The organism is Actinophytocola oryzae (assembly GCF_004364325.1).
GTDB lineage: Bacteria > Actinomycetota > Actinomycetes > Mycobacteriales > Pseudonocardiaceae > Actinophytocola > Actinophytocola oryzae.
On sequence record NZ_SOCP01000008.1, the window covers coordinates 37,500 to 53,820 of the forward strand.

9 protein-coding genes are annotated in these 16,321 nt (G+C 71.8%); 8 read left to right on the forward strand and 1 reads right to left on the reverse strand.

Annotated elements, in window-relative coordinates; translation table 11 throughout:
- Positions 1-142: 142 nt before the first annotated feature.
- From CLV71_RS21905 to CLV71_RS21940, 8 genes are all read left to right on the forward strand, one after another.
- Complete coding sequence (locus tag CLV71_RS21905; RefSeq protein ID WP_133904709.1) at positions 143-1,447, forward strand: nucleotide disphospho-sugar-binding domain-containing protein; 1,305 nt, start codon at positions 143-145, stop codon at positions 1,445-1,447.
- Between the two features lie 1,245 nt (positions 1,448-2,692).
- Positions 2,693-4,432: an NAD+ synthase gene (locus tag CLV71_RS21910; RefSeq protein ID WP_133904710.1), complete on the forward strand. Its 1,740-nt coding sequence runs from the start codon at positions 2,693-2,695 to the stop codon at positions 4,430-4,432.
- A 23-nt stretch (positions 4,433-4,455) separates the two neighbouring features.
- Positions 4,456-5,208, forward strand: a complete 753-nt coding sequence (locus CLV71_RS21915; protein WP_133904711.1) for a class I SAM-dependent DNA methyltransferase — start codon at positions 4,456-4,458, stop codon at positions 5,206-5,208.
- Entirely contained in the window at positions 5,205-6,176 is a 972-nt protein-coding gene (locus tag CLV71_RS21920; RefSeq protein ID WP_133904712.1) for a hypothetical protein, read from the forward strand. The genes CLV71_RS21915 and CLV71_RS21920 overlap by 4 nt, the downstream gene beginning before the upstream one ends.
- Complete coding sequence (locus CLV71_RS21925) at positions 6,173-6,853, forward strand: cyclase family protein (protein ID WP_133904713.1); 681 nt, start codon at positions 6,173-6,175, stop codon at positions 6,851-6,853. The genes CLV71_RS21920 and CLV71_RS21925 overlap by 4 nt, the downstream gene beginning before the upstream one ends.
- Positions 6,854-6,930: 77 nt before the next feature.
- A complete protein-coding gene (locus CLV71_RS21930) occupies positions 6,931-7,566 on the forward strand; it encodes a helix-turn-helix transcriptional regulator (protein ID WP_133904714.1) in 636 nt (211 codons plus the stop codon).
- 162 nt (positions 7,567-7,728) lie between these two features.
- Positions 7,729-11,367: a BTAD domain-containing putative transcriptional regulator gene (locus CLV71_RS21935; protein ID WP_133904715.1), complete on the forward strand. Its 3,639-nt coding sequence runs from the start codon at positions 7,729-7,731 to the stop codon at positions 11,365-11,367.
- Between the two features lie 176 nt (positions 11,368-11,543).
- On the forward strand, positions 11,544-15,071 hold the full coding sequence (locus tag CLV71_RS21940; protein WP_133904716.1) for an ATP-binding protein: 3,528 nt from the start codon (positions 11,544-11,546) through the stop codon (positions 15,069-15,071).
- Between the two features lie 58 nt (positions 15,072-15,129).
- Here the strand turns inward: CLV71_RS21940 and CLV71_RS21945 are convergent, their stop codons facing one another.
- Complete coding sequence (locus CLV71_RS21945; protein ID WP_133904717.1) at positions 15,130-16,317, reverse strand: cytochrome P450; 1,188 nt, start codon at positions 16,315-16,317, stop codon at positions 15,130-15,132.
- Between the last annotated feature and the right edge of the window lie 4 nt (positions 16,318-16,321).

Sequence of the window (16,321 nt, forward strand, 5' to 3'; positions counted from 1 at the left end):
AATGATCGAACGTTGTATACGATCGGTGCCGGTCGCTCCACTCGCAGTCCACAGAGGACTTCGCACGAACACGGAAACCCGATGACAGGCTGATTCGGCACACACCTCCTTCTGCGTTCGCCCTGAGGTTCACGGAGGAACCATGTGTGCTCAACCACGTGTGCTGTTCGTTCCCGGCGCCGCCGCCTGGGGTCCCTACAACGCGTTGCGGGCGATGGCCGAGGTCATCCGCGCCCGCAACTTGCAGTGCGTGTTCGCGGTCGATGAGAGCTTCCTCGGTGTCGCCGCAGGACACGGGTTCGGTGAGGTGGTCTACGAGGCGTCGCCCCCACCCGTCGATCCGGCCGAGTCGGGTACGGCCTTCTGGGCGCAGTGGGTTCGGCGCAATGCGGTGCACTTCCGCGGCTCGACGACCGAACAGCTGACCACCGTCATCCATCCACAGTGGACTGAGCTGGTCGGGTCCGCGAGGCACGCCCATCCTCGGTTACGCCAGATCATCGAGGAGGTCAGACCAGAGCTGATCGTCGTCGACAACGTCGGCGCCGACCCGTCCGTGCAGGCCTCCGGCATCCCGTGGGTGCGGTCGATCTCGGCGAACCCGCTCGAACTGGCCGACCCCGACCTGCCGCCGCCCTTCTCCGGCTACTCCCTGCACGACCGCACGGGCTGGGCCGAGTTCCACGCCGAGTACGCGCGGCTCCACACCGGGCTGCACGCGGAGTTCAACGACTTCTGCGTCGCACAGGGCGCACCACCCCTGGAGCCACTGCGGTTCTCCTACACCTCGCCGTGGCTCAACCTCTACACCTACCCCGAGGCACTGGACTACCCGCGTCCGCCCGGGTTCCACGAGCGCTGGCACCGGCTCGACACGGTCGTCCGGACCGGCGAGCGGCCGTTCCACGTCGACGACCACCTGCCGGGGACCGGCCCGGTGATCTACCTGTCGCTCGGCAGCATGGGCTCGCTCGACACCCGGCTGCTCCAGCACCTGGTCGACGTCGTCGCGAGGACCGGCCACCGCACCATCGTGTCGATGGGACCGTGCCACGACGAGGTGCGGCTCGGCCCGGCCATGTACGGCGAGCCCTTCCTACCGCAGCCGAACGTGCTCCCGGAGTGCGACCTCATCATCACCCACGGCGGGAGCAACACCCTCAACGAGGCCGTCGCCGCAGGCCTGCCGATGATCGTGCTGCCGCTGTTCTGGGACCAGTACGACAACGCGCAACGCGTCGCCGACCTCGGACTCGGGGTGCGGATGGACACCTACGGCTTCGATCCGGACGCCATGGTCGCCGAGATAGAGCGGTTGCTGGCCGAGAAGGGCCTGCGGCGGCGGCTCACCGCGACGGCCGAGTCCATCCGGCACGATCCCGGTGCCCTCGCGGGTGGCACCCGGATCGCCGATCTCGCGGAGTCCCTCGTCAGCGCGGCGATCTGACTGCCGTGGACAGCCAGACAAACCCTTGCGCTGCCGCGCGCCAAGGGATTCCGACGCGCCTTCGTCGTGCCTACGGACCGGTGCTCGCGATCCCGGCCGTGCCCCGGCTCATCGGCGGGGTCCTGCTCACCGGTGCCGAGATGGGGCTCGTGCCGGTCGGCGTCGTGCTGGTGGTGAGTGGTCACTTCGACTCCTACGCCAGGTCCGGGCTGATCCTCGCCGCGTTCGGGATCGGCTGCGCCACCTGGCCTTTCGTGCAGGCACGGCTGTTCCGGGCCTACGGCGCCCGCCGGTGCGCGATCCCCCTCGCCGTTGTGGCGGCAGCCGCGCTGACCACGGTGCTCCTGACGTGTACCGCGGCGTCGGCCGTGCCGGCCGTCGTGGCGGCCGCGGTCGGCGGCGCCAGCCGGCCCATGCTGGCCGTCGCGCTGCGCGACGCGTGGATCGGCCTCGTCGGCCGCGACGAGGCCCGGCTGCGTGCCGCGATAGCGCTGGACGCGAGCGTGTACGAGGTGCTCTACCTCGTCGGCGCCTCGGCGAGCGCCGCGGTGCTCCTGATGGCACCGCCGAGGATGACGCTCGTGGTCGCGATCGTGGCGATGCTCGCCGGCGCGGTGCTGTTCGTGTCCGCGGGCCCACTGCCGGAACCCGCCACCGAGGCGGCCACCGAAGCGGCGCCCCAGACCGAGGCCGCTCGGCCGAGCCTGTTCTGGCTGGTGATCGGGTGGGCGCCGTTCGGGATGATCTACGGGACGTTCGAGGTGGTGTCCCCGGCGTTCGACCCCGCGCGGCGGCCCGTGATGGTGGGCATGCTGCTCGCGCTCGTCGCCGTCGGCAGCACGCTCGGTGCCCTCGGCTACGGCATCCGCGCGCGGTTCGGCGAGGTGGGAGGGGTTGCGCCCCTGACACTCGGCGCGGCGGGCGGTTTCCTCGTGCTCGCCTGCCTGCCGGGTGGCCTCGCCACCGCCGCGGTGGCCGCGATCCCGCTCGGGGTGATGTGCGCTCCGTTCGCGATCGAGACGACCAGGGCCATCCTCGCCTCCGGCGCGGCGAGCGCGGCGACGCCGCTGCTCTGGTCGGTGACCCTCATGGTGCTCGGCAATGCCGTCGGGAGCGCGCTCACCGGCGCGGTCATGGACTGGCTGGGTTGGCGGACCGCGGCGATGGCGGTGGCGTCGGTCGTGACGCTCACCGCCACCGTGCTGTTCCTGACCCGGCCGAGACTCAGTGGAGAAAGGCGGGCGGATGAGCCGGTCGAGCGACTCGGGACCCCTTCGGCTGGCGGTGGCGCAGCTGAACCTGGTGGTCGGGGACCTGACGGGCAACGTCGGCAGGCTGCGCGAGTGGACGGACCGGGCCAGGGACGAGGGGGCGGAGCTGGTGCTCACGCCGGAGCTGTCAATCTGCGGGTACCCGCCGGAGGACCTGCTGACCAAGACGCACTTCCTGCGTGACTGCCGGGCCGCGCTCGACGAGTTCGCCCGTGACACCCACGATGTCGTGGCGTTCGTGGGCTTCCCGGAGTGGGACGGGGACGTCTACAACGCGCTCGCCGTCGTCGCGGACGGGGCGGTGCGGGCTGTCTACCGCAAGTGCCGCCTGCCGAACTACGCGGTCTTCGACGAGCGCCGCTACTTCGCACCCGGTGCCGGCCCCTCGGTGGTCGAGGTGGGCGACGCCCCGGTCGGGCTCTCGATCTGCGAGGACATCTGGATCGAGGGCGAGCACCTGGCCGACGTCGCGGCGGCGGGCGCCGCGCTGATGGTGAACGTGGCGGCGTCGCCCTTCCACCGAGGCAAGGGCGTGGAGCGGGAACGGATGATCGTGCAGCGGGCCCGCGACCACCTGACGCCGATCGCGATGTGCAACCTGGTCGGCGGGCAGGACCAGCTCGTCTTCGACGGCGGCTCCGTGGTGGTCGACCACCGGGGCGTCGTCCTCGGGAGGGCGCCGCGGTTCGAGGAATGCCTGCTGCACGTGGACATCGACGTAGCCGCCGTGCACCGCGCGAGACTGCTCGACACCCGTCACCGCGGCCTGCGCGCGGCGCGACCGGCCGTGCTCCCGGGGGTGTCCCGGCCGCCGGTCCCGGAGCAGCGCAGACGCGGCACGCCCGTGCTCGCGCCCGTCCTGGCGGAGGACGCGGAGGTGTACGGGGCGCTCGTGCTCGGACTCCGCGACTACGTCGAGAAGAACGGCCTCGGGAAGGTGTGCCTCGGGGTGTCCGGCGGGATCGACTCGGCACTCGTGTTGTTGATCGCGGTCGACGCGCTCGGCGCCGACCGCGTCGAGGCGTTGCTGATGCCCTCCCGGTACTCCTCGGCGGAGACCAGGGCGGACTCCCGCCAGCTCGCCGACAACCTCGGCGTGCGCAGCCACGAGATCTCGATCGAACCCGCTTTCGTGGCCTACCAACAGATGCTGAAGACGGTGTTCGTCGACCTGGCCATCGACGTGGCCGAGCAGCACCTGCAGGCCCGCATCCGGGGCACGATCCTCATGGCGATGCAGAACAAGCTCGGCTGGCTCGTGTTGGGCACCAACAACAAGACCGAGACGAGCGTCGGCTACTCCACGCTCTACGGCGACACCGTCGGCGCGCTGGGCGTGATCGACGACGTGCCGAAGTGGCAGGTGTACGAGCTGGTGCGGTACCGGTCCGGGCTGTCCGAGACCGACCCGGTGCCCCGGGGCATCGTGGAGCGGCCGCCCAGCGCGGAGACCGCGTTCGACCAGCGCGACGAGGACTCGCTGCCGAAGTTCGGGGTGCTCGACCGGATCCTGGAACTGGCGATCGAGGAGGAGGCCGGCCGGGAACGCATCCTCGCCGAGACCGGGGCCTGCGTCGACGACGTCGACCTGGTGCTGGGGCTGATCGCCGCGAAGGAGTTCAAGCGCCACCAGCTCCCGCCGCCGCTGAGGGTCAGCCGCAGGGCGTTCGGCAGGGACCGCCGGATGCCCATCACCAACCGGTATCCCGACTGAGTCGCACACCCGAGGAGCAGCACATGACGACGGCCACGAAGTACACCATCACCCTGCCGCCGGCCGACCACGCGACCGTGATGGCCGAGCAGTGGAGCTTCCAGCTCCTGGAGGACGGCCGGCAGACCAGCATCGGGGCACACGACTACGCCGCGATCTTCCGCAGACCCGGCCTGTACGAGCAGCTGTTCTACGAACGCCTGCGGTGCACCTCGCCCAGGCTGGCGAGCGAGGCGTTGCTCTCGGCGCTGGCCAACGACACCGGTGACGTGCACCGGCTGCGGGTGCTCGACCTGGGCGCTGGCAACGGGATGGTGGGCGAGCTGCTGCCCGCCGCGAGGGTGATCGGGTTGGACATCAGCGCCGACGCACGGGACGCCTGCCTCCGCGACCGCCCGCACGCCTACGACGCGTACTACGTCGCCGACATGGCCGACCCGGACGACGAGCTGCTCAAACAGCTGGGGGAGTGGGAGATCGACGCGTTCGTGTCGATCTCCGCGCTCGGCTTCGGCGACGTCCCGGTCGCCGCGTTCGTCAACGCGTACAACGTCGTGGCCGACGGCGGCTGGGTCGTGTTCAACATCAGGGAGAACTTCCTCGACGCGCGTGACACGTCGGGCTTCGCGGAGCTGGTGAAGGAGATGACGTCGACCGGTGCGCTGCGTGTGCACCGGATGGAACGGTACCGCCACCGCGACTCCATCGACGGGGATCCGTTGTTCTACTACCTGTTCGTCGGCCGGAAGGCCCACGACCTCGGCGCTGCCGCGTGACCGTCGTCGACGTGCTGCACCTGCGTGACGTGGACCTGGTGCTGCGCCAGGGAACCGACGGCCTGTCGCAGGAGCTGGGCGGTGCACCCGGCCAGGCTGGACTGCGGCTGGTCGAGGCCCTGCGTGGTGCCGCTCCCGTGCACGCCGACCGTGGCGGGGCCGGCGTACACACGTGGGTGGCGCCGAGCGCCGTCACGGTGGCACGCAGGCTTTCCGGCGAACACACGAACACCATCGACCTCGTCGGCGAGCGTTATGTCGTCAAGTGGTATGTCCAGCCTGCCATCGGGGTGACCCGCGAGCACGACCTCCTCGCCAGGCTCGCCGCCGAAGGCTGCACCGCCGCGCCCGCCCTGACCGGTGCGCTCGTGTGGCGTTCGGTGGACGGGCGGCTGACGACGCTCGCCGTGGTGACCGAGTTCGTGCCGGACGCCGAAGACGGGTGGACCGTCGTGGTGGGCCTCGACCCCGCACAGCGGGGGGACCGGCTCCGCGAGCTGGCGTCGTCCTTCGGGGACACGTTGGCACGCCTGCACGACGCGCTCGGTGACATCCACGGCGATGTCCACCTCGGACAGTTCCTGGTTCCGGCCGACGGCGCCGTCCGGTTGGTCGACCTGGAGGGCGATCCCCTCACGTCACAGGACGAACGAGCCCTCGGTGACACACCGCTGCGCGACCTCGCGTCGCTGCGCCGCTCGTTCGTGCTGGCTTTCCTGTGGCGCCAGGAGACCTGCGGTGACCCGCCGTCGGTGCGGGAGGTCTACGACGACGCGCTGCACGTGCTCACCGAGACCTACCTGGCGGCGAGCGGCTTCTCGCGGGAGCAGGCCTCGACCCTGCTGCCGGAACTGGAGGTCACGAAGGCGGCGGCCGAGATCCGCTACGCGGAGCGGTTCCTGCCGTCGTGGCTGCCGTTCGCCCGGCGGGGACACGCCGACGCGGTGCGTGCGGCGGTGCCTCGATGACCGAGCTGGTCGACCTCAGCCAGGAGTTCTACGAGGGCATGCCCGTCTACCCGGGTCTGGTACCGACCCGGCTGTGGGAACACCAGTCGCACGCGGACACCCGGCTGCCGGACGGCACGTCGTACTCCTCGTGCGGGATGGCCCTGAGCGACCACGCGGGAACCCACGTCGACGCGCCGAACCACATCGACCCGGGGGCCGCGTCGGTGGACCGGATCCCGCTGTCCGCGTGCTACGGCCCGGCCCTGTGCCTGAGCGTGTCCGGCGGCGACGGCCCGGTCACCTCGGCACGGTTGGCGGCCGCGGTCGAGGCGTGCGGCCAGGAACCACGCCGCGGTGACGTGTTGCTGCTGCACACCGGTGTCCACGACCGGTTCGGTGGCACCCCTCGGTACCTGACCGACTACCACGGTCTCGACGGGACGGCCTGCGAGTGGGTCGTCGACCACGGCGTGGCCGCGGTCGGGGTGGACCAGCCGAGCCCGGACGGCCCGGACGGGTCCATCTCCCCGGCTCACCTGCGGTTCACCGCCGAGAACGTCCTCATCTACGAGAACCTCGCCAACCTCGGCCGGGTCGCGGGGCGGCGGTTCGTCTTCGCCGGTTTCCCGGTGCTGCTGCGGGGGAGCACCGGTGCCCCGGTCCGCGCGGTGGCGATCATGACCGCCGACGCCTGAGTGGACGTGGTGGAGCGGATGTGAAGTAACAGGACGCACACTCGATGTCAGTGGTCGACCGGTCGGGGAGGGCTCCCATGCAACAGGCTTCTCAGCAACGCGTTCGAGTCGTGGTCAACACCCCCGACGCCATCAGCTACGCGGGTGTCTCCGGCTACCTCCGCGGGTGCCCGGAGCTGACGCTGCTCGAACCGACGCAGCGCGGCGACGCCGACGTGGTCGTCTACATCCCCGAGAGCATGAGCCAGCGCGCCCTGGCACTGTTGCGCAGGGAGTCACGCAGCGGGAAACCGGTCGTGCTGGTCGCGAACGACGTCAGCGAGTCGGACCTGCTGGTCGCCGTCGAGTGCGGGGTGCGGGCCATCCTGCCGAGGGCCATGGCGACGAGCGAGCAGCTGTTGCACGCCGTGCTGGCAAGCGCTTCCCTCGGCGGTCTCATGCCTCCCGACCTGCTGGGGGAGCTGCTGCGGCACGTCAACCACCTCCAGCACGAGGTGCTCGGGCCGAAGGGGCTCAACGCGGCGGGGCTGAACCCGAGGGAGATCGACGTGCTGCGCCTGATGGCGGACGGCATGGACACCGCGGAGATCGCGACCACCCTGTCGTACTCGGAACGCACGGTGAAGAACATCATCTACGCGCTGACGACCAGGCTCCAGCTGCGTAACAGGCCGCACGCGGTCGCGTACGCCATGCGCGCCGGGGTGATCTGACTGGGCCGAACGGGTGATGATTCACCCGTTCGCGCACGTGGCCCTGGGTGTGTCACCCACTCTGGATAGCACGACATATGATGTTTTCGTGATGCCTCTGGCGAATTGCTGGGCTCCAGCTGTTTGCGCAGAGAGGCGCGCGGTACGGGCGAGGCCGTCCCGATGACGGCTGCCACCGACCCCCCGTCCGTCCGGATCCAGCTGCTCGGGCCGGTTCGCGCATGGCACGGCGACGTGGAGATCGACCTCGGCACGGCACGCCGTCGCGCAGTGTTCGCCATCCTGGCGCTGAGCGTGAACCGCGCCGTCTCGCAGGCGGAGCTGGTGGACGGGCTCTGGGGCGAGGAACCGTCGTCGAAGGCGATCGGGACCCTCCACACCTACATCTACGACCTGCGGCGGGCGCTGCGGTCCGTCCGGGGCTCGTCGGACGACACCGCCGTACTGACGACACAGGGCACGAGCTACTCCCTGCGGGTACCCGCCGAACGCATCGACGAGCAGCTGTTCCTCCGGCACCACGAGGCCGCGCAGCAACGCTGGGAGCAGGGTGACTTCGCCGGCGCCGCCGCGGAGCTGGACGCGGCGACCGCGCTGTGGCACGGCGACTCCCTCGAAGGGCTCACGGTGCCCTTCGCCCGGCTCCACCGGGCCCGGCTCGGCGAGCTGCGGCTGATGGCCCGTGGCCGCAGGGCCGCCGCGCGGCTCGCCCACGGCGACCACACCACCACGGCGGCGACGATCGACGAGCTGACCGACCTGGTCGAGCGGAACCCCCTGCGGGAAGGTCCCCGGGGCCTGCTGATGGTCGCCTTGCACCGGGCAGGCCGGGACGTCGAGGCGTTGCGGCTCTTCGAGGACACCGAGGAGGTGCTGGTCGGCGAGCTCGGGATCGAGCCTGGGCCGGCGATGCGACGGATCCGCGAGAAGATCGCGGCCAGGGCCGAGGTGACGGCGGCCGACATCGGTGCCGGCATGTGGACGCCGCAGGACCCCGGCACCGCCGCGGTCGCGATGCTGTCCCACGGCGGCGGACCGGAACCGGCCGCGACGTTCGTCGGCAGGACACGGGAGCTGGGCCTGCTCCAGCCCATGCTGACCGGTCTCGCCGGCGGGCACGGCGGCTGCCTCTGGGTCGAGGGCGTCCTGGGGATGGGCAAGACGGCGCTGCTGGCGAAGGGCGTCGCCGGCATCTCGCCGGACTGCCGGGTGGTGTGGTCGACCGCCGACCGGCTCGCGGGCGGGGCCGAACCGGGTGACGAGGCGGTCGACCAGACGGTCGCGCTCGTGGCACAGGCCTGCGCCCAGACACCGCTGGTCCTGGTGGTCGAGGACCTCCAGGGCAGCGAGGACAAGGCACTGTCGCTCTGGCACCGGCTGGCGCGGCTCACCCTGCGGCTCCCGCTGCTCCTGGTCGGGTTGTCGCGGCCGGTCTCGCCGACCTCGGAGCTGACACAGCTCCGCAACACCGTGCACGCCGTCGGCGGCCGCGTGCTGAGCCTCGACGCGTTGTCACCGGGCACGGTGGCCGAGCTGGTCGGCCTGCGCACCGGCGCCCGCTGCGGGACCGCGCTGGCGGAGCGCCTGGCGAGCGCGGGCGGCAACCCGCTGTTCGTCGACCAGCTCCTCGACATGCTGACCGACGCGGGCGCGCTGCGCATCGGGGACGGCGTCGCCGAGCTGGTGGACCTCGACCCGTCGGCCGAGGACGTGCTGGAGTCCGCCACCACCGCGCTGCTGCTGCGGCGACTGGGGTTCCTCGCGCCGCGCACGCACGAGATGGTGCGGTCGGCCGCGTTGCTCGGGACCGCGTTCAGCGTGGCCGAGGTGGCGGCCGTCATGCGGGTGTCACCCGTCGACCTGGTCGGCGCCGTCGGCGAGGCCACCGCCACCGGGGTACTGGTCGAACAGGACCGCGAGCTCGAGTTCCGGAACGTCTCCGTGCGGCGGGCGCTGTACCACGAATGGCCGCCGAAGGTCCGGCCCCTGCGGCACATCGAGGCGGCGCGGGACCTGGCGGCGGCCGGTGCGGCCGTCGACCGGGTCGCCACCCAGATCCTGGCGGCGGCCCCGGCACTGTCCGAGTGGGCGGTCGGCTGGCTGCGCGACAACATCGACGCCGTGTCCGTCCAGAACGCCGAGCTGGCCGCCGACCTGCTCTCCCAGGCCGTCGTGTCCGTCGCCGTGCCGGAGGCCGGCCTCGAGGACCTCGCCGTGCGGCGCATCCGGCTGCTGTTCCAGCTGGGGCAGACGCCGACGGCCGAGACGCGGGCCGTGCTGTACCGCACCGCCGACCCCGGGCACGCCGCCGAGCTGCGGTGGATCCTCGCCCAGCTCGTGTTCTTCGACGGCGAGGTGGACCACGCACTCGGCCTGCTCGCGGAGGTGGCGGAGAGCCCGGACACACCGGCGACGTGGCGGGCCCGGTGCCAGGCACTGCGGGCCGAGTTCGAGCACACGCTGCCGGGTGGCATCGAGCGCGCGACCCGCACCGCGAGCGCGGCACTGGACCTCGCCGAACAGACCTCGGACCCGGCCTCCGTGGCGGAGGCCCTCCGGCAGCAGTGGTACCTCGATTCGGTGCGGCGCGACCACGAGGCGGCGCTCCGCCACGCCGGACAGGCGCTCGACGTCTCCGGCGAGAGCCTCGACCTCGCCGTCACCCGCCTGTCCCTGCTCGACAACCAGGCGTACAGCCTCCAGAACCTCGACAGGCTCGACGAGGCGACGGTGACACTGGAGCGGATGCGACAGATCGCGCGCCGCTACCGGGTGCGCACCAACCGCCCCCAGGTCGCCACCGCGGTGCACTACTTCTGGATCGGACACTGGGACGCGGCCGTCGCCGAGCTGTCGTCGGTCACCGACGAGGGTCCTGGTGCCGCGCACCTCGACCGCAGACTCCAGACCGGGCTGCTCCACCACGGTGTGACCGCGCTGGTCGCCGCGCACCGGGGGGACGTCGAGACGTTGCGGGCCACGCTCGCGGCCGTCGACGACACGGTCCCCATCGTGAACACCATCGCCCAGGAGAACAGCGACTTCCTCCTCGTGGCCCGTGCCGTCGACGCCGGGATGCGGTCCGGTCCGGCGGCCGAGCTGTCCGCCATGGACCCGCTGCTGGATCCCGACTACGGCCGGATGACGCTGCGCCACCAGTGGCTGCCGGGGATCGTCCGGCTCGCGCTCACGGAGGGGGACTCGCGGCGGGTGCGTGAGGCACTCGCGCTGTGCTCGGCCGAGGCGGAGCTGGAGGTCGTGCCGGCCAGGGCCGGCGCGGCGTTTCGTTGGTGCACGGCACTCGTGGACGCCGACCCGGCGAGCCTCCTGGTCACCGCACGGCACTTCAGCGAGGTGGGACGGCCGGTCGAGAAGGCCTCGGTCCTCCTCGACTGCGCGGAGCTGATCGCGCACCGGGGCGAACGTGAACGCGCGCGGCAGATGTTCGAGGAGGCCCTGGCGATCCTCACCGAGCTGGGTGCGAACCGCGACCTCGCGAACGCCGAGGCGCGGATGCGTGCCTGTGGCGTGTCGCCCCGCGCCGTCACACCGGCCGTCCTCGGCTGGCACACGCTCTCGGACGTGGAACGGCGGGTGGCGTCACTGGCCGCCGCCGCGGTGTCGAACTCCGACATCGCCGCGGAGCTGTCGTTGTCCCGCAGGGAGGTGCAGGCCCACCTGTCCCGGACGATGCAGAAACTGGGCGCGTCGTCGCGGTCGGACCTCGCCGACCGGCTGGCGCACGCGGTCCACGAGTCGAGAGGCGGGCACGGCACCCTGCGGATCGCCGGCGACCCGTGACACCTCAGTGTGACTACGTGTTCGTTGGTATCACACGAGAAGGAGGTTGGCATGGCTGGCGGATGGGGCCATGATTGAGTTCGGCGGTCCCGCCGGGGACGAGAACCATCCATGAGCGACCGTCCACACCGACGTGACGTCGTGCCACGGCCAGACCGACGTGAGGATGAGGCCTGATGTCCGCAGGTGTGCTCCGGGTGCAGGTGCTCGGCCCGGTTCGGGCCTGGCTCGACGCCACCGAGATCCGCCTCGGGCCGCCCCGGCAGCGTGCACTGTTCGCCGTGTTGGTGTTCCGCCGCAACCACGTCGTCAGCCGGTCGGAGCTGATCAACGCCGTCTGGGGCGACGACGCGCCCACAACGGCGGAGGGCAGTGTGTACACCTACCTGTCGGGGTTGCGCAAGGTGTTGGAGCCCGGCCGGTCCGGCCGCACCGCGAGCACGGTGCTGCCCTCGGAGGGCATCGGCTACCGGTTGCGGCTCGACCCCGGCGCTGTCGACCTCGCCGGTTTCGAGGAGCTGCTCGCCGACGCCGAGGCCGCGCTGGGACGTGGCCTCGCCGACGACGCCGTCGGGCTCGCGAACCGTGCGCTCGCGATGTGGCAGGGCGAGCCGTTGAGCGGTCTCCCCGGCCCGTTCGCGGAATCCTGCCGCACGCAGCTGACCGCCGCCCGGCTGAGGTTGCTCGAGACCGGGGCGGAGGCGGGGTTGCTGGCCGGGCGGCACGCGGACCTGGTCGCGGAGCTGAGCACGCTGGTGGCCCATTACCCGCTGCACGAACGGTTGCGCGGTCTGCTGATGACCGCCCTGTACCGCAGTGGCCGCCAGGCGGACGCGTTGGAGCAGTTCCGCGAGGCACGGCAGGTGCTCGCCGACGAGCTGGACCGCCAGCCCGGCCCCGAACTGGTCGAGATCCACCAGCGCATACTGGTCAACGACCCGGCCATCGCGGCGCCCGAGAACGCGCTCGGCGTCTCGACGCCGGTGCCCAGCTCGATCTCCGTGCCGGTCACCACCCGGCCGAGGCCCAGAGCCATGACCTTCGTCGGCCGCGAGACAGAGCTCGCGGTGCTGCAGGACGCCGTCTCGGAGCTGATCGACGGCCGGGGCCGGGCGGTGTGGCTCTCCGGCGAGCCGGGTATCGGCAAGACGGAGCTGCTGACCCGAGGGCTCGCCGGACTCGACTACGCGGCTGTGCAGACCTACTGGGGCGCGGGAGACGAGCTGGCGCAACGGTTCCCGCTGCGGACGATCCTCGAGTGCCTGCACGTGACGGCCGACTCGCCGGACCCGAGGCGGGCACGCGTCGCCGAACTGGCGTGGCCCGCGGCGTCCCGGGAGGACGTCCTCGGCGGTGGCGGCAACGTGCACGCGGTCGTCGAGGCGCTGCTCGACCTCGTGCGGAGGCTGTGCGACGACGGTCCGCTCGCCCTCGTCCTCGACGGGATGCAGTGGGTGGACGAGGCGAGCCTGCTGGTGTTCAACCGGTTGGCGACCCTCGCCGGCGAGCTGCCGCTGCTCGTTCTCGGCGCGTGTCGTTCCATGTCGAGCACCGAGGCGCTGGACGCGTTGCGCGACACCGTGACACGCGAGGGCGGTGCCGTGCTGCGGCTGCTGCCACTGTCCGATGCGGACGTCGGCAGGCTGCTCCGCGTCATGATCGGCGCGGTGCCCGGCCCCGGCCTGATCCAGCTCGCGCGGGGTGCCGCGGGGAATCCCCTCTATGTCGAGGAACTGGTGGACGCGCTCAAACGCGACGGCAGCGTGCACGTCGAGTCCGGCGCCGCCGAGGTCAGCGCGACGACACCGATCTCGCTCGCCTCGGCCCTCGAACAGCGGCTGGGTTTCCTGTCGCCGACGCCGCTCAACGTGCTGCGCCGCGCGGCCCTGCTCGGTATCGACTTCCGCGTCGACGACGTGAACGACCTCGCGGTGGTGCTCGGCCAGTCGCCCGCCGAGTTCCTCCCCTCGATCGACGAGGCGACCAAGGCCGGCATCCTCGTCGTCGACGGGGCACGGGTCGCCTTCCGCCACCCGCTGATCCGCCAGGCCCTCTACGACGCCATGGCGCCCGCGGTCCGTGCGGCACTGCACCGGCAGGCGGCCGAACGGCTGCACAATGCCGGCGCCGCACCGGAAACGGTCGCCAGGCAGCTCTCCGCGACGCCCCTCACCCCGGACCGGTGGACCATCGCCTGGGTGTGCGAGTACGGCGAACGGGTCGCCGACTGGGCACCGGACATCGGTGTCGACCTGCTCCGCCGGTCGGCCGAGGCGTGCGACGCCACCGACCCCAGGGTGGAGACCCTCACCGCCGGCCTCGCCAGGGTGCTCTACTGGCTGGGGGAGTCGCCGGAGTCGGAGGTCCGCGCCGTGCTCGGGTCCACCCGCGACCCGGACCTGCGTGGCGAGATGCACTGGACGCTCGCGTGTGTCCACTACCGGCGCGGCCTCGACCGCAACGCGGTCGACTCGCTGCGGGCCGCGGTCGACGATCCCCGGGTCTCCCCGGTGTGGCGGGCCCGCTGCCGGGCGCTGCTGGCCGCCCGTCAGGGCCTCGGTCTCGGCGAGATCGACTCCGCGCAGGCCACGGCATGGGCGGCGATCCACGAGGCGGAAGCCGTCGGCGACGCCTTCGCCAAGGGTTACGCGCTGGCGAACCTGTGGCTGTTCCAGTCGATCGAGCGCGACCACGCCGAGGCACTTCGCCTCGTCGACCAGGCGCTCGCGGTGCTCGACGAGGCGCTGGCGGTGGCGGGCGCCGACCCCAAGCTCGTGCACCTGCGGCTGAGCCTGCTCGACAACCGCGTGTTCAGCCTGCAGTGCCTCGACCTGCTCGGTGAGGCCGACGCGACGCTGCGGGAAGCGGACCGGTTGGTGCGCGCGCACCGGCTGCCCGCCGGCATCGTCGGCGCGACGGTGGTCAACCACTACTGGTCGGGACGCTGGGACGCGGCGGTGACGGAGCTGTCCGAACTGGTCGGCCGCCGCGAGCTGGACATGGCGTTCCACGGCCTGCGCGAGAGCGGGCCGACACTCCTGTTGCTGCACGGCGTCGGCGCGCTGATCGCGGTGTTGTGCGACCGGGGCGACGAGGTGAACCGGCACCTGGCGGCGGCGGACGAGCTGCCGCTGCTGACCTCCGCCGACCGGGAGAGCTGCGATTTCCTCGTCGTCGCGGAGGCGTTGGCCGCGGAACGCGACGGCCGTCCGGACGCCGCCCTGATCGCGCTCGCGCCGGTGCTGGACGAGCGGTACTCGCAGATGATGCTGCGCCACCAGTGGATGCCGGACGTCGCGCGGATCGCCCTGCTGGCAGGGGAGACCGGGCTCGCCAGGCGGGCGCTGGCCATCTGCGAGGGTGAGGCCCGGCGCGAGCGGACACCGGCCCGTGCCTCCGCCGCGCTGGCCCGGTGCCGTGGCCTGGTGCGCGGTGATCCCGAGCCGGTGCTCATCGCCGCCGCGACCTACCGCGAGGTCGGCAGACCGGTCGAGCTGGCACAGACCCTCGAGGACGCCGCGGTGCTGTTCGCCTCGGTTGGCCAACCGGACCGTGCCACGCAGCTCGGCACCGAGATGATCCGGATCTACGACGATCTCGGTGCGGTGTGGGCGATTCACCGCGCCAGGGCGCGCCTGTCCGCCCACGGCGTCGACCTTGCCCGTGCCCGGTCCGGCGGCACACCGCGCCGGCATGCGGTCTGAGCCCGTGCGTGCCGCCACCCACAACCGTGCCACGCGGACGATTCTGTCGCCGTGATCTTCACGTCGTCTCCACGCCGAACCGGACGGGGAGCCTGTCGATGACGATGTGGCGGCCGTTCTCGATGCGCCGCCTCGGTGTCTCGGCGAGGTGGAAGTCGGGGTGTCCGGTGAGCTGCCGCAGCACGGTCTGCAGCTCCAGTCGCGCGAGGTGCGCGCCACTGCAGTAGTGGATGCCGAAGCCGAAGCCCAGATGGATCGCGGCGCCGCGGTCGAGGCGGAACTCGTCCGGCGCCGCGAACTGGTCCGGGTCGCGGTTCGCCGCACCCATCAGCAGCATGATCCGCGCGCCCTTGGGAATCGCGACACCCGCGACGGTGGTGTCCCGGGTGGTGGTCCGGGTCTGGTTGCCGACCGGCGCCCACAGCCGCACGGCCTCCTCGGCCGCGGCCGGGACGAGTTCCGGTTCCGCACGAAGACGTTGCTGGAGCGGCACATCACGCGCCAGCTGCCAGAGCAGGTGGCTCATGGCGTTCATGGTGGTCTCGTGACCGGCCATGCTGGCCGAGATCAGGATGGAGTGCAGCTCGTCGTCGGTGACCGGCCTGCCGTCGAGCCGCGCCCCGACCAGCCAGGAGATGTAGTCGTCACCGGGATTCGCGCGTGCCCTGGCGACGTCCTCGGCGAACACGGCGACGAACGGCGGCCAGAACGCGCCGGGACCGCTCGCGGTGGCCAGGTGCTGCCACAGGTTCCTGGTCAGCTCCCGGATCCGTTGCTGGGCGCCGTCCGAAAGACCGAGGGCGTGGGCGACCGAACGGATCGCGAGCGGCATCGCCAGCTCGTTGGCCAGGTCCCCGTGGCCGCGGGCCACCAGCGGCGCGAGCAGCTCGGCGACGATCGCCGTGATCGAGCCGGCCAGGCGCGCGACGGTCGCCTGGTGCAGTGGCGGGCTGATCAGGCCACGCAACGCGGTGTGCTCGGGCCGGTCGAAGTCCAGCGGCGTGAACTTCGGCGTGCCCGGCGCCTTGGGGAAGAACACCCCGTTCGCGGAGCTGAACGTGTCGTGGTCCCTGAGCACGGCACGGACGTCCCGGTAGCGGGACAGCAACCACATGCCGCCGTGGGCGGGTGAGTAGACCACGGGCGCGGTCTGCTGGATCCGCTGGTGCACCTCGCCGACGATGTCGGCCGTCAGCTCGGGGTCGTGGTGGTCGTAGCAGGTGGCGAGGCGTTCGACGGAGTTCATGGTG